18 protein-coding genes and 2 pseudogenes are annotated in these 14,329 nt (G+C 41.2%); 1 reads left to right on the top strand and 19 read right to left on the bottom strand.

The window, feature by feature from the left end:
• Positions 1-79: 79 nt before the first annotated feature.
• The 9 genes and pseudogenes from MKZ11_RS15135 to MKZ11_RS15095 form a co-directional block, all read right to left on the bottom strand.
• Positions 80-213: pseudogene (locus MKZ11_RS15135) on the bottom strand (enoyl-CoA hydratase); the annotation flags it as partial.
• Between the two features lie 220 nt (positions 214-433).
• Entirely contained in the window at positions 434-958 is a 525-nt protein-coding gene (locus MKZ11_RS15130; RefSeq protein WP_340795223.1) for an AAA family ATPase, read from the bottom strand.
• A 206-nt stretch (positions 959-1,164) separates the two neighbouring features.
• Positions 1,165-2,766, bottom strand: a complete 1,602-nt coding sequence (gene tnpC, locus MKZ11_RS15125) for an IS66 family transposase (protein WP_445327036.1) — start codon at positions 2,764-2,766, stop codon at positions 1,165-1,167.
• A gap of 27 nt (positions 2,767-2,793) precedes the next feature.
• Positions 2,794-3,150 carry an IS66 family insertion sequence element accessory protein TnpB gene (gene tnpB / locus MKZ11_RS15120; RefSeq protein WP_340793818.1) on the bottom strand — a complete coding sequence of 119 codons (357 nt, stop codon included), beginning with the start codon at positions 3,148-3,150 and terminating at the stop codon, positions 2,794-2,796.
• Positions 3,140-3,463 carry an IS66 family insertion sequence element accessory protein TnpA gene (gene tnpA / locus MKZ11_RS15115; RefSeq protein WP_340793820.1) on the bottom strand — a complete coding sequence of 108 codons (324 nt, stop codon included), beginning with the start codon at positions 3,461-3,463 and terminating at the stop codon, positions 3,140-3,142. The genes tnpB and tnpA overlap by 11 nt, the downstream gene beginning before the upstream one ends.
• Positions 3,464-3,542: 79 nt before the next feature.
• A pseudogene (locus MKZ11_RS15110) lies at positions 3,543-3,932 on the bottom strand (VOC family protein); the annotation flags it as partial.
• 48 nt (positions 3,933-3,980) lie between these two features.
• Complete coding sequence (locus MKZ11_RS15105) at positions 3,981-4,370, bottom strand: NUDIX hydrolase (RefSeq protein WP_340795222.1); 390 nt, start codon at positions 4,368-4,370, stop codon at positions 3,981-3,983.
• A 33-nt stretch (positions 4,371-4,403) separates the two neighbouring features.
• Entirely contained in the window at positions 4,404-5,093 is a 690-nt protein-coding gene (locus MKZ11_RS15100; protein WP_340795221.1) for an LrgB family protein, read from the bottom strand.
• Positions 5,084-5,467, bottom strand: coding sequence for a CidA/LrgA family protein (locus MKZ11_RS15095; protein WP_340795220.1), 384 nt, complete (start codon positions 5,465-5,467; stop codon positions 5,084-5,086). The genes MKZ11_RS15100 and MKZ11_RS15095 overlap by 10 nt, the downstream gene beginning before the upstream one ends.
• Before the next feature lie 134 nt (positions 5,468-5,601).
• Here MKZ11_RS15095 and MKZ11_RS15090 point away from each other — a divergent pair, with 134 nt between their 5' ends.
• Positions 5,602-5,970 carry a DUF2500 domain-containing protein gene (locus MKZ11_RS15090; protein WP_340795219.1) on the top strand — a complete coding sequence of 123 codons (369 nt, stop codon included), beginning with the start codon at positions 5,602-5,604 and terminating at the stop codon, positions 5,968-5,970.
• 183 nt (positions 5,971-6,153) lie between these two features.
• On the opposite strand, the gene recO is transcribed toward MKZ11_RS15090, so the two are convergent.
• The 10 genes from recO to MKZ11_RS15040 form a co-directional block, all read right to left on the bottom strand.
• Positions 6,154-6,948 (bottom strand): DNA repair protein RecO, encoded by a 795-nt coding sequence (gene recO, locus MKZ11_RS15085; RefSeq protein WP_340795218.1) that lies wholly within the window; start codon positions 6,946-6,948, stop codon positions 6,154-6,156.
• 131 nt (positions 6,949-7,079) lie between these two features.
• Positions 7,080-7,994 carry a GTPase Era gene (gene era, locus MKZ11_RS15080; RefSeq protein WP_340795217.1) on the bottom strand — a complete coding sequence of 305 codons (915 nt, stop codon included), beginning with the start codon at positions 7,992-7,994 and terminating at the stop codon, positions 7,080-7,082.
• The gene (locus MKZ11_RS15075; protein ID WP_340795216.1) at positions 7,978-8,388 is read right to left on the bottom strand and encodes a cytidine deaminase; all 411 of its coding nucleotides are present in this window, start codon (positions 8,386-8,388) and stop codon (positions 7,978-7,980) included. The genes era and MKZ11_RS15075 overlap by 17 nt, the downstream gene beginning before the upstream one ends.
• A 17-nt stretch (positions 8,389-8,405) precedes the next feature.
• A complete protein-coding gene (locus MKZ11_RS15070) occupies positions 8,406-8,756 on the bottom strand; it encodes a diacylglycerol kinase family protein (RefSeq protein WP_340795215.1) in 351 nt (116 codons plus the stop codon).
• A 6-nt stretch (positions 8,757-8,762) separates the two neighbouring features.
• A complete protein-coding gene (gene ybeY, locus MKZ11_RS15065) occupies positions 8,763-9,233 on the bottom strand; it encodes an rRNA maturation RNase YbeY (protein ID WP_340795214.1) in 471 nt (156 codons plus the stop codon).
• A 22-nt stretch (positions 9,234-9,255) separates the two neighbouring features.
• Complete coding sequence (locus MKZ11_RS15060; RefSeq protein ID WP_340795213.1) at positions 9,256-11,382, bottom strand: HD family phosphohydrolase; 2,127 nt, start codon at positions 11,380-11,382, stop codon at positions 9,256-9,258.
• A gap of 69 nt (positions 11,383-11,451) precedes the next feature.
• Complete coding sequence (locus MKZ11_RS15055) at positions 11,452-12,396, bottom strand: PhoH family protein (RefSeq protein ID WP_445327051.1); 945 nt, start codon at positions 12,394-12,396, stop codon at positions 11,452-11,454.
• 4 nt (positions 12,397-12,400) lie between these two features.
• A complete protein-coding gene (locus tag MKZ11_RS15050) occupies positions 12,401-13,501 on the bottom strand; it encodes a sporulation protein YqfD (RefSeq protein WP_340795211.1) in 1,101 nt (366 codons plus the stop codon).
• Positions 13,491-13,748 (bottom strand): hypothetical protein, encoded by a 258-nt coding sequence (locus tag MKZ11_RS15045; RefSeq protein WP_340795210.1) that lies wholly within the window; start codon positions 13,746-13,748, stop codon positions 13,491-13,493. The genes MKZ11_RS15050 and MKZ11_RS15045 overlap by 11 nt, the downstream gene beginning before the upstream one ends.
• 50 nt (positions 13,749-13,798) lie before the next feature.
• Entirely contained in the window at positions 13,799-14,308 is a 510-nt protein-coding gene (locus tag MKZ11_RS15040; RefSeq protein WP_340795209.1) for a hypothetical protein, read from the bottom strand.
• Positions 14,309-14,329: the final 21 nt, after the last annotated feature.

Genomic DNA, 14,329 nt, shown 5'->3' with positions numbered 1-14,329 from the left:
GATAACCAAATAACTGAAATAAAAAAGCAATTCAAATTGTAACTGAATCGCTTTCTTGATCCACTTTATTACGGGATAGTTAATCTCGAATAATTCCATGACTCGTTCCAACAAGAACTTCTTTTCCAATTTGGTTGCGGTACACAGTACTCATTGCTATTTTTTAAGTCCATCCATTTGTTCAACTTGTGTCATCGTCAACTCACACGTTAGCGCCCTTTTTCATCCCGTTCCATGTGAAAATATCCCCTACTTTTAGCTCCATTATTCAATCACTCCCTCAATGAATATACCATACTATTTATAGGCATGAATGAATTGTCACTCATTTTAATGTATTGTTTAAAGTCGGATTTCATTTGGCTTGTTTTATAGTAGCCACCATTAAAAAAATTTATCTTATCTTTAATTGTCCCAATTTCAGAACGAATTTTTAATTTTTAATATACAAAAAAGCCTTGTCTATGTAACTGTCTATTGGCTTCCCGGAATCAATTACCAAACATTCAAGATTAAAAGGCTTTTTACTAGCATCTACCTGTTCCCTGAATGCACACTCGGAGTTAACTTGACTTATTTGGCTAATCATCCGTGTGCGTTCCTTTAGCCTAATTTGAATCTCCTTAATATCATTAAGATAACATTCAACATACTTATACTTAACATTATGTTTCTTAGATAATCCAACCCCCTTTTCAACCATTTCCGTATAAAAACAGGGACTATCAAATATAACACTTAAGCCTTGAGATAAATGAAAATCTATGAGTGCCCATTCGATATCGTACGATATTTTACCCACATTATCCGCTACTACATTAGTAGACTCCAAAGATTTTAATAAAGATGATTTTACAATATCGTGATCTATTATAATCGCACCGGTTAACTTTGCTAGAACTCTGGAAAGAGTTGACTTCCCTGAACCCGGAAATCCTGACATTTGAAGAAAAAACATAAAATCCGCCTCCGTTTGTCCACGTTAGAATCTAAGATTTTTTTCAACTTATGCACCTTTTTTATATTAATTTAATCTATATCTCGTTAAGTCGCTCCCATACACTTAAATACATCCGTTCAGTCAATCTTTTCGGATTTTCTATTTTACAAATGTAAGCGTCAAATAGCGCCCACCTGTCTTTCAGGGGGCGCTTATTATATGCTTTATTTAGTTTTATTGGGAACGTGGCAATTTGTCGGCAAGGTCTCCGACCATGGAAGTAGTTGATCTAGCGCCTTTGAATCCTCCAAATCTATTAAAGGAAGCTGTTCAAATACGTGGGTTAAATAAACCAATGGATTTAACTGATTTTCTTTAGCAGTTTCCACAATGCTATAAGCAATTGCGCTTGCTTTTGCACCTTTCATAGATTGAGAGAATAACCAGTTCTTGCGTCCAATTACGAAAGGTTTGATAGCACGTTCGGCCCGGTTATTATCGATTTCCAAACGCCCATCCTGTAGAAACATTGTAAGGCGTGTCCATTGATTTCGGCAATACTTGATGGCCTGCCCTAACGCACTTTTAGGCGCGACGCGCGGACTTTGTGTTTGTAGCCAAGTTGAAAAGGCATCCAGCACAGGCTGACTGCGTTCAAGTCGCTCTTTATAGCGTTCTTCAGGGCTGTGATCCTTTAGCGCGCGTTCAATCGCGAATAATTGGTTACAGAAACGCAGCCCTTCCTCCGCAGCACAAGGAGTTTCCTTATTTTTGGCTTCCGCTGGCAAAGCAGTTAAGGCCTCATCGAATTTTCGACGCGAATGTGCCCAACACCCCACCAATTTCACCTTCGGTATATCATTATACCCTTGGTATCCATCGACGTGCAGATATCCCTTAAAGCCTGAAAGGAAGGCTTTCGGATGTTTGGCTGCCCTTGTTTGTTGGTAATCATACAACACTGCAGCCGATGCATCACGCCCCGTCCGATATAACCACATATAGGACTTGGATGTCGCTGGGCGTCCAGGTTCGGCCAGTACTTGAAGTGTTGTTTCATCCGCATGAATAACATCCTGCATCAATAGATAGGTACGGATATGTTCATAAAGATGGATTAGCCAATGAGTTGCCCCGTACATCATCCAGTTCGCTAAAGTCTGACGTGATAAAGGGACACCTAGACGTTCCAATTGTTTTTCTTGTCGGTAGAGAGGCATACCCTCTACGTATTTTTGATTCATGATATAGGCCATCGCCGAAGGCGAAGCCAAACTACCTGGATACATAGGTGCTGGCATCTTCGCTGTGACAATTGGAGTTTCAGTGCCTTCGCGTTCACAATTTCGGCAGCTGTAGACATGGCGTACATGTTCAACGACCTTCACTTGAGCTGGAATGACTTTTAACTCACGTCGTACTTCTGTACTCATTTCGTGTACTTGTTCACCGCAACACAAACAAGCCTGTTCCTCTTCTGATAAACGATAGTGAATCGTTTCAGTTGGCAGGTTTTCAAGCATCGCCTCGATTTGGCCTGTACGTTTTTTTCGACGATAGGTAATCGATTCAAGCGTTGGTTCCTCTACCTTTTCATCCGCTGTGACTTCAGCTTCATTGAAAAGAGAGAGTGCGAGTTGATCTGGATTGGTTTTTTCACTAGAAGCGCCAAATTTTCGTTGTTGGCTGAGGCGAAATTGTTCTTCTAACCAGTTGAGTTTAGCCTGTAGCGCTTCATTTTGTTTTTCCAACTCCATGTTTTTCGCTGCGAGTTCTTCAATTGTAGATGAGATAACTGCTACTGATTTTTCCATAATAAAAGGAATTCGACATGACTCGACGAATTCCTTTTTTTAAATAATGATTTTTGCAGAAACTTTTGGATGAGCTTGTTTTTGTTCATGTGGTAAGCCATCAAGTAGCCAGTGTAATTGTCGATGGCTAATCGCAAGTGGCTGGGTTGTTTGTCCATCGGGCCACTGGAATAGACCGTTTTCCAACCTTCGGTAGTAAAGCCAAAATCCATTATGATCCCAATGTAGGATTTTCAGTTTGTCGCGCTTTCGATTACAGAAGACAAATAAACTAGGGGAAAACGGATCAAGCTGAAAGCTTTCTTGAACGATGACAGCTAATCCATCGATAGATTTTCGTAAATCAGTACGTCCGCAGGCTAAATACACACAATCAACGGGTGTTTTACTTAACATGCGTTTGAAGTACCTGAAGTACTTCCCCTAAAAGTGTAGGGTTGAATCCCTCTTCAATTTGAATGGAAACAACACCTATCGCAAGTGTCAATTGGGAAGGCATACTTACCTTTGGAGCGATTGTATCAAACGAAACCCACTGCTGGGCTGTAGGTGCAGTATCTACTTTTTGCCATTCCTTTTTAAGCCAAGTATACATACTTGGAACACAGATATTATTTGTAGCACACCAGGCTGTTACACTAGATTCACCACTCGCTTTAAATGCTTCAATCCGTGCGTGCCACATGGCTCGCCGTTCGTCTCGTGTCATGAAAAAACCTCCTAACATTGTTAATGTGATTATCACATAACACGAAAGGGGTTAGAAGGTGGGGAGTATTTGACGCTTACTTACAAATGAACTCCAAGCTATTTCCATCGGGATCATTAAAATGAATTTTAGCGTGTGCATAATCGGCGTGAGGCATTACAAAGGCTTCTGTTGGTTCAAATCCAAATGCCTTTCTTGGCTCGCATCCTCGTTCCTTTAACCAACTTACTGATTCCTTCAGATCCTGCAAAGAAACTTCAAAGGCGATATGCCTTATTGACGGATGATATTCCAATTCGACTTTCTCAGTTTCCCATAAACCTAGCCAACTTTTATCTTTTTCAATCCATAAAAAAGCTAATCTATCTTCCACTTTGTGGTCAAATTGTAAACCTAATTCTTTGTAAAATTCCACTGAACGATCCAAATCCCTAACAGGTAAATGTGCTTCATATAAGCCTTTAATCATTAACATAGTCTGCCTCTCGTCTCTTCTTTTTACTATTAATCATAATCCTTATTTCATTAAATCCATTAAAAATGCTAGATCTTCCGGGTAACCGTGTTTAATACTTTGAATTTCAGAAAGTGATTTCCAGTCGACTTCTATAATGAGTTCATCAGGGTCATTAATTCCTTCGCTTTCTCCAAAATAATTTACTAGAAAGTAATAAGTTTTCACTTTATACTCTTTGAGCTTCACTTCTTTAATAAACAGTTTTTCTACTATCTCAACATCATATCCAGTTTCCTCTTTCACTTCCCTAATACAACATTCTTCCGGTGATTCACCTACTTCTATGCCACCTGATGGAACAGCCCAGGCTTCAGACCCAACGCTTTTCACCATTAAAAGATCTTTATTTTCATTTATACAAATTGCTGCGGAACCAAACCACTTTTTCATCTAATCCTCCTTTAAAATTTCATTTTATTCTATTCAATAAAAAAACCAAGCCATAACCGGACCAACGATAGACCCAATTATAGCAGAGAGCGTCATAGCGATGGAACTATAGGAGGCTTCCTGCTCCCCAAGTTCAATCGCTTTCGATGTCCCAAGAGCATGGGCCGCTGCTCCCAACCCGATGCCACGGCCAATGGCAGTATCGATGCAAAACCATTTCAAAAATGTCGGTCCTAGTATGACACCTGTAAATCCTGCAATCATCACAAAAGCGATAGTTAACGAAGTTACTCCTCCCAATGCCGTAGCAATCTGTATGGCTATAGGCGTTGTAATCGATTTAGGTATTAGTGAAAAAACAATTTCTTTTGGGAATCCCGCCAGCTTCGCAAAAAGCATACCGCTTGCCATACCAACTAGAACGCCCACCGCTATACCTCCCACTATTGGCAACATATTCTGTTTGATTAATTCTCTTTGTTTATATAAAGGTATGGCCAATGATACGATTGCTGGCCCTAATAGCAAGTCAATCCACTTTCCACCAAGCATGTATGTATCATATGGGACTTTGAAAAGAACGAGAATCAATATAATCCCAATAGTCGTTGTTAAAATTGGGATGAAAAACGCTTTGTGATATTTAAAATATAATAAGTTCATTGCAAGATAAATGGCAATTGTTACAATGACAAAGAGGATTGAATACATCATTATTTGCATGAAACTTGGTCCTCCTTCTTAGCAGATTTCTTAGCAAGAAATTGACTTATAAAACTAGAAATCCACATCGTCAAAAACGTACTGATTATCGTGAATGGTATTAGCAGGAATCCTTTTCCCGCAAAGACATGCCCGTAATTCATTACGCCGACAGTCGCTGGGATAAAATATAAGGGCAAATAAGATAAAAGGAAGTAAGAGCCCGATTCAATCCATTCAAGCCGAACTAGTTTTAATGAAAGAGCCGCTAACAAAACTAAGAGTCCAATTATGCTACCTGAAAGTGGTAAATGGAGAAAATCTTTAAGCCAGTTCCCCATCAGAACAAAAGCATATAAGCCTATGATTTGCAGAATTATTTTTATGTACTTCATAGACGGTTCTTTCCTCCTTTCGTATCAGTATAAAGATATATAAGTAAAACATCAAAGACGTTATGAAACTATTTCAGAAATAGAACGTATAATATTTATCACACCCATTTAAAATACATAAGGAGGTATTATACATGTTTTCACCTTTTGAAGATGCTATGTTTACCTTTGTTCCCATCTTTATCGGTATAGTTGCGATTATAGTTTTTGGTGGAATTATTTTCGCTATTGTGAAATCTATCAGTACGTGGAATTCAAATAATAACTCCCCGAAACTGACGGTACCTGCTGAAGTCGTAACAAAAAGAACACAAACTTCCGGCGGATCTGGTGATTCATCGGCCAGCACTTGGTATTATGCCACATTTCAAGTGGAGAGCGGAGATCGTATGGAACTAGCAGTAAACGGTTCCCAATATGGTATGTTAGCCGATGGTGATATAGGGATGCTAACTTTCCAAGGTACTCGTTTTGGTGCATTTGAACGCGTCAATAATGTGTAACTAATTATTTGTAAAGGGAATCGAAGTATTCAAGATGATATATAAACCGAACATAGGCGCCTTACCAGGGATAGCCGAAACGGATTTGAAGGATTTATTATTTCAACTTATTTATAATACAAAAATCCCGGATCTAGACTCTATTTCATAGAATCCAAGGTCCGGGGTTTATTGTAAAGAGAACTATTCGCCACTCTCTTTAGGTTTTTCTTTTTTAGGGAGCAGTTCGGGTGTCGAGTCAAGCTGATCAAGAAATGATCTCGATTTTAATCGAATCCCTACTTGCTCATCATATATTGTTCGGATTAGTTTTTTCATGAATTCTTTTGTCGTCTTCTTCAATGTTAAATTACCGACCCGATTTATGGGAACGTTATAAAAGGTCCGAATCAACTTCAATTGACTGGGTGAAATCCGTATCGCATGCTTATCTACATGGAAACACCGATGACAGATGAAACCAATTTGCATAAAGGAAAAAGCAAATTCGCCCTCTGTCGCTCCACAATTTGCACATTGATGGAGAATTGGATGGATGCCGGCGACCGGTAACATTTTCCACTCGACGAATAATGCTATGGCTTCCGGATCATATTGCTCGTTGATGGCATGAAGTGCCTCATAAAGTAATCCATAGATACCGGCAACACGCTCATTATCCTCTGTCAGCTTATCAATAAGTTCAACAACGTAACTCGCATAGGCTGTTGCTTCCAAGTCCTCGCGAATATACCGCATTGAATCGATAGGCTCTCCTTGTTCAAGCGTTCCCATCCCTTTGCCGGTACGAATTAGAAATGAACCGTGTGTGAACGGCTGCGTCACTGCAGCTAGTCTACTCGCCGGTTTCTTCGCTCCCCGGGCCATCGCCGTCATCTTTCCGCCTTCACGGGTAAATAGCGTGACAATTTTGTTGGATTCACCGTACGGAATACCTCTTAGAATGATTCCCTCCCATTTGTTCAGCGAAGCAATCACCTCTTTACTCAGCTTCAGCGGCTAGACTCTCGGGTTATAAGTCAGGCTGGCTGTGCAGCAAAATGCGCACTGCTTCGCCAGCCTGACTTATACCTGTCGTGTCTGAGCAAGCCGCTTCCGCTTTTCTTTACTTAATACTCGTCATCTCTGAATCCGAATTCCTTCAGATGGCCGGGTTTATTGCGCCAGTCTTTCTGCACTTTTACCCATAATTCAAGAAATACTTTTGAGCCAAGCAGCATTTCGATATCATGTCTGGCATTCGTTCCGATTTCTTTTAGCAAGGCACCTCTTTTGCCAATAACAATTCCTTTTTGAGAATCACGGTCGACGACTATTGTCGCCATGACATTGACCATTTCCCGGCCTTCTTCGCGTTCAATCTTCTCGATTACAACGGCTACGGAGTGTGGGATCTCTTCTCTTGTCAGATGTAATACCTTTTCACGGACTAATTCAGAAATGATGAATCGCTCAGGGTGATCTGTTACCTGATCATCGGGATAGTATTTAGGCCCTTCTGGTAAGTATTTAATCATCGTTTCAAGAAGTCGATCGACATTATTACCGTTTTTCGCTGAAATTGGTACGATTTCAGCAAAGTCATATTCGGCTGTATACGAAGTGATGATTTTGAATAAGTCGTCCGGATGAACAAGATCAATTTTATTAATAATCAAGAAGACCGGTGTTTTTGAGTTTTCAAGAAGTTCGATGATGAAACGATCGCCTCGGCCAATCGGTTCATCCGCATTGACCATGAACATAACCACGTCAACTTCTTTCAACGTATTGCGGGCAGTTTTCACCATGAAATCACCAAGCTTATGCTTTGGTTTATGGATTCCCGGTGTATCGATGAAAATGATTTGAGACTTGTCTGTTGTGACAACACCTTGTACTTTATTGCGAGTTGTCTGTGGTTTGTCACTCATAATCGCGATTTTTTGTCCCACCACATGGTTTAGAAACGTTGATTTCCCTACGTTCGGTCGTCCAATAATTGAGATGAAACCCGATTTGAAAGCTTTATTGTTTTGCTGCATATGAAAGATCCTCCTTAGAAAATGCGCCCGGCAGCAATTTCGCGACCGTTGTTTCTTCTACATCCCCTTTTAAGTTCGTAAGATAGACAGGCATTGAGCCCTCGCAAAACTCAGCAATAACTTGTCTGCATGCACCACACGGGGAAACAGGTCCTTCGGTGTCTCCAACCACTGCAAGTGCTCTGAAGGTACGAACGCCGTCGGAAACCGCTTTAAAAAACGCCGTGCGTTCAGCGCAGTTCGTCATACTATAAGCGGAGTTTTCAATATTGCAGCCATGATAAATAGTCCCGTCATCGGCCAATAACGCCGCCCCGACTGGGAACTTTGAATAAGGGACATACGCTTTCTCTCTTGCTTTTTTCGATTCAGCCAGTAATTTTTCTACATTCATAAAGACACCTCTTCAATTTAATTAAACCATTTAGGAATAAATAGGATCAGTCCGATAATTGCGCTTCCAATTGCATATATTAAAACCGCGCCAGCAGCAAGATCTTTCGCTTGTTTCGCAAGCGGATGACGCTCTGTTGTTAACAGATCTACAACACGTTCAACCGCAGAATTCATCAATTCAAGCGCTAGCATTCCACAAATCAGAATAATAATGACAAACCACTCTAACTGCGATAGGCCCGTCATAAAACCCGCTACAATGACAATAATTGCGGCTGTTAAATGGAACTTCACATTTCGTTCCACTTCTACTCCGTGACAGATTCCATTCCAAGCGTACACGAAAGATTGTAGGAACTTCTGCATTGAAGTTCACCTCTCAAGTCCGAATAAAGCAAGAATCTCCTTTTGCCTGCCGAACATCTCTACTTCATCTTCTTCAGTCATATGATCATACCCCAGAAGATGAAGGAAACCATGAAGAGCAAGAAATCCAATTTCACGATTGAAATCATGTCCGTATTCCTCAGCTTGACGCGCGGCTGTTTCTACAGAAATAAGTATATCACCTAACACGGTCGGCATGCCTTCTTCCGGCACAATTGCCACTTCGCCTTCCGTTAATTCTTCAAGTGCGAATGAAATGACATCTGTCGGTACATTTTTACCTCGATAGGTTGCATTCACTTCCTGAATGTCAGTATCCGTCATAAATGTTACCGAAACTTCCATTTCGCCCGTTAATCCTTCTTCTGTAGCGGCATGGTTTAATAGCTTTCGGATCATATCCTCAATTTTTTTATCGATTTTAGTCGTTTCGTCCTCAAAATATATTTCTAGCATCTACTCGTATCTCCTTTCATACTCACTTTGGGTATTCAATCCGGTTATGGAATATCCCATTTAGCGTTTCACAGATAATCTTTTCAGCTTTTTTTAATTCCTTCATGGAAAGATCACATTCATCAAATTGGCCGTCATTCAATTTATCGTTAACGATAGATCGAACGAGTGCTGCAATTTTTTCTGATGTTGGTTCTTTCATCGACCGAACCGCAGCTTCAACGCTATCCGCAATGGAGATAATCGCGATTTCTTTCGTTTGAGGTTTTGGGCCTGCATAACGGAAATCTTCTTCTTTTACATCTTCTCCAGATTCCTTGGATTTAAAGTAAAAATATTTTAAAGTGCTCGTCCCATGATGCTGACGCGCGATATCGATGATTTCTGCTGGCATTTTATGCTTTTCAAGAAGTTTCGCGCCGTCCTCGGCATGGGCAATAATAATATCCCTGCTTTTTTCAGGCGGCAAAGCATCATGCGGATTTTGTCCGGCATGCTGGTTCTCTATGAAGAAGCCAGGTCTAAATGTCTTGCCGATATCATGATAATAACTTCCCACTCTTGCAAGAAGACCATTCGCACCAATCGATTCACATGCTGCATCGGCCAGATTTGCAACCATAACGCTGTGGTGATAGGTGCCAGGCGTTTCAGTTAGTACTTTTTTCAAAAGCGGGTGATTTGGGTTCGATAGTTCGATAAGACGCATGTCCGATAATAACCTAAATGCAGACTCAAAAAATGGCATCAGCCCGATTGTAAGCGCTCCTGATAAAATTCCGGAAACGACTGCCGCTATCATATAATACACTAATTCATTCAAAGTATAAGATGACTGTGTCATCAATAGGTAAAATGCGATGAACATCATATTTGAAACGGACACTCCTAAGCTCGTCCTTAAGATGTTCGAACGTCGACCATTGTCGCCAAGTAAATACAGGCTCATAATCCCGCCAAAAAGTATGTACAGTGCAACTTCCATCTGAATGATTGCCGCGTATCCCTCCTGCAGAAGAATTCCCGCCGTTGCCGCTGTGATAATTGTCGTCATTAATGCGAGCCGCTCGTTCGTTAATAACTTAATGAGCATCGGTGCGAGTGCTGTCGGAAATAGAAAGGCCAATAGGACATCAAAATCCTTTTCAATGAGGGATAAGAGTTTCATCATAATCACGAGCAGGAAAAAGACAGCTAGTACAATGAGCAAAGCCTTTTTCTTCACAACCCTATTTTCATTCCATGACAAGAAATGCATGTATATAATCGCGCCAACAAACAGCACAAATAAAATGAGGCCTGCCAGCGGTTTCATGGATGACTGATTTGACAATACGCCCGCAAGCTCTAATTGCCTAAATACTTCTTTATCTATAACCTGGCCTTCACGTACTATTACTTGTCCTTGCAAGATACGGGTAGGTTCAACGGTTTCCTTCGCCCTTTCAATCCGTGCCTTTGTTGACTCCTCATTAACCGACTCTGTTTCAACCACAAGCGACCTGCTAAGTGTTGTCAAAGTTTGTAAGACAGATGCGGGCAACGAATCAGTAAGTCGGATCTTCCGCTCCACTTCATACCGGACAGTCGATAAATCAGCCGTTCTGATCGGTTTTGATAATTCCTCTCCCATTACGCTAACAAGAACTTGTTGCATTTCCAGCAAAGCATCCGTCTTTTGGGCTAAAAGACTAGAGATTGCATCGTCACTTAGCCGCAGACTAGGCTCTTCCTTTTCTAAATTGGCCAATTTAGCACGCATTTCAGCAACTTGTTCCTTTACAGGCTTAACCGGCACTTCTGATTCAGTCTGATCTGGCTCATTCGCGTTTTTCACTTCGATAAGGAAGTCAAAAAGTGATGTTGCGATTGCCTGCCTGTTTCTTGCAATGTCTTCTGAAAATACATACGCGGGGCCTACTTCATGAGCAGCGCGTTCCTTTTCCTGTTCCGTTTTCACAGTATCTTCAACCGTTTTCAGTGAACGGATGGTATCAGGAGAAATTTGAAATTCCTCTAACTCATACGTTTCTTTCTTTACACTCCCATACATAAAAGAAAAAAGAAGTATAGTCGACAATCCGATGAGGAATAATGAGAAATAAGTAAATTTAATGGATTTAAATAGTTTCCAAATTGGCTGGAACATTGAAATCTCTCCCCTGCCTCTCTATCTATTAGTAGAGCAGCTAGATACTAAAGAAAAAGCAGTCACTTACTATGACTGCTCTTGTTCATATGCTTCAATTATTTTAGCAACGAGCGGATGGCGCACAACATCCCCTTGCTCCAGATATTGGAAATGGATATCGCCGACTTTTTTAAGTATTGATTCTGCAACAATCAATCCCGATTCAGTACCCCTCGGTAAGTCGATTTGCGTTTTATCTCCATTGATCACCATTTTCGAACCAAAGCCCAGTCGTGTTAAAAACATTTTCATCTGCGCTTTTGTCGTATTCTGAGCTTCATCGAGAATAATAAATGCATCATCGAGCGTCCGTCCCCTCATATAAGCGAGCGGTGCAATTTCAATGACTCCCCGTTCCATAAGCCTATCCGTTTGTTCTGCTCCCAGGACATCGTGCAGTGCATCGTAAAGCGGACGCAGATATGGGTCCACTTTTTCTTTCAAGTCGCCAGGAAGGAAGCCCAGGCTCTCTCCTGCCTCGACTGCAGGACGCGTCAGAATAATTCGTTTCGCTGAACCGGTCTTCATGGCAAGAACAGCTAGTACAACCGCTAAATATGTTTTCCCCGTTCCAGCAGGTCCGATACAGAATACCAGATCTCTCGTACGGACAGCATTAACATATTCACGCTGGCCAATTGTTTTGGCGCGAATCGCTTTCCCTTTCATATTCCTTGAAATTTCTTCATCGTACAATTCTGCAAAGTACTCGATTGTGCCGCTTTTCACCATCTCGAGCGCTGTCGAGACGTCCCGTTGATTGATATTAATTCCTTTACGGATTACTTTCAGCAATTGTTCTAAAAGCACTTTAGCTGAACTCCTATTTTCTTCTTCACCATTGAGCGAAATCGTTTCTCCGCGTGTCATGATTGAAACGTCCAGCTCTTCTTCGATCAACTTCATATTTTGGTCAGACATTCCGAGAAGCATGACCGCTTCATTAGGGTCTTCGACATGCAGTTGAATCATTTGCTCATCCAATAGGCTCAGTCTCCTTGGGAATCAGTCTTTTGACAGCAATATTGTCATTGATAAGAAACAATATAGTCCCACTAACTTTATCATTATCGAATGTCACGTGTAAAACTTTTTCATCTAAAATAATTGCTTTTGAAAAAGAATCTGATAAAAGTTTGTTTTTTAGCAGTGGAATAAGCACTGTTTCCTCCATGCCTTTTTTCAATTCAAACTGTCCTGCTGTTTCTTTCATATACCTATCGGTCTTAACAAAGGACCAAGGAAAACGCCCCGTTTCGTCCTGCTGATCCCACGGCAGTTTAAATGTGTAGTCGACGATTTCCTCGCCTTGCAATTGGAAATCTATCTTTTTTGGTAAACTAAATGAATATTCAACCCAGTAATCTGCATATACGGCTCCATCTGCTCCGACAATTGTCGTTTTATCACCCTGTTCAAGTATGCCCGTGGCAAGCACGTCCCCTTCCTTTACAGTCTGATGAACACGTCCTACCCTTTCCCCCTTTTTTAATTCAAAACGGGTTATAACGCCCCCTGTACGTGCTACAAGATCTGATGGTGGTCCATCTTTTTCAATTTTGTCATTTGAGGGAGGAGAAAGCATAGGGATCACTGTGAGTGACGTACCCACTCGTTCAAATCGAACCCAAGATAAAGCTGGATCATCAAGCATCAGTTCACGTCGAATTTCCCCCTCATCAGGAATCGATGCCAAAGGTTTTAACGGAACAATTGATATTTTATCTAATTTCTTATCAATTCGATCCACGACTTCCGGTATATTCGATTCGATATCTACAGTCCACAGGAAGAATGAAGCACCGAATGGAATAAGACAGGCAATCAGGAATCGTTTGGAAGAAAAGATACGGTTGGAGCCTGACTCAATTCCGGCAACTTTAATCTCCGCTTTTAAACGATAATGTCTTCTGTTGCGGCGGATAACCCTAAGCCCATTACGGTCAGTCTGAAAACGCGCTACACCATCTACGACAGATAACGATGCAATTTTTGTCCTTGTTGTAATAAGTTTAGTTAACAATCCCGGCAGATTCCCATCACCTGATAGTTTAACTTCAAATCGTTTACGCATCATATGCGGATTCCCTGTCTGTACCCGTCGTCACATTCATGGAAGTAATTGAGGTGAATGTAAAGACAGCTACTTCTTCTGATAGCGTTTCGACCGTCAAGTCACTGCCTGAAGCTTCAATTCTGTATTCTCCACTGCTGATGATTGCAAAATCGGGGCCAAGTTTCAACAAAGAGTAAGGACCATTAACCCTTAAAGTAGTGAAATCTTCAATCGTAACTGATGAACCCGTATTAAATAGTTTCCTCAAAATATAAAACCCCCTATCCACATCGTATGATTCGGATAGGGGGTCAATGCTTATTGTTTTGATTTTGGCGGACCAAAAATTTCAGAGAATACAATGCCTTTCAATAGGTCATTCTGATTTTTCGGCATTAAGTTATGCGACTCCATAGCTGTGGCAGGTTGACGTTTACCGCCATGTGCAGACAATCTTCCACTATGTCGATTTACTGAAGAATCGGGACGTTCGGTGTGACGATTCGACGAAGAATCAGTCCGTTCTTTTCTCTCATTAGTTGATCTCGAAGGTTTTGCCTCTTCAATAGCAAGTGGAGTTGGTGTCTTTTGCTGTCTTTGCAATTGGCGACTAGGTGGTTCTGGGTCTTCCCCTGCCATCTCTTTCTGCAATTCACGGTACAACTCTTTAGACATCTCTTTTAATTTAGTTGTCGGGCTGTCAGGAGTACCGCCTGTTGCCGTGAATGGCTTAGACTGCGGCCCCTTTGCCGGTTCCTTTTTCTTGCTCTTACTGTTAAAAATAGATCCGACAACAGCCATAATGATAATAATGATTATCTGTTCCATCCGTGCATCCCCTTTCCAGGA

The organism is Sporosarcina sp. FSL K6-1508, assembly GCF_038007465.1.
GTDB classification, from domain to species: Bacteria; Bacillota; Bacilli; order Bacillales_A; family Planococcaceae; genus Sporosarcina; species Sporosarcina psychrophila_B.
This window is presented reverse-complemented; position numbering and strand designations above follow the sequence as displayed.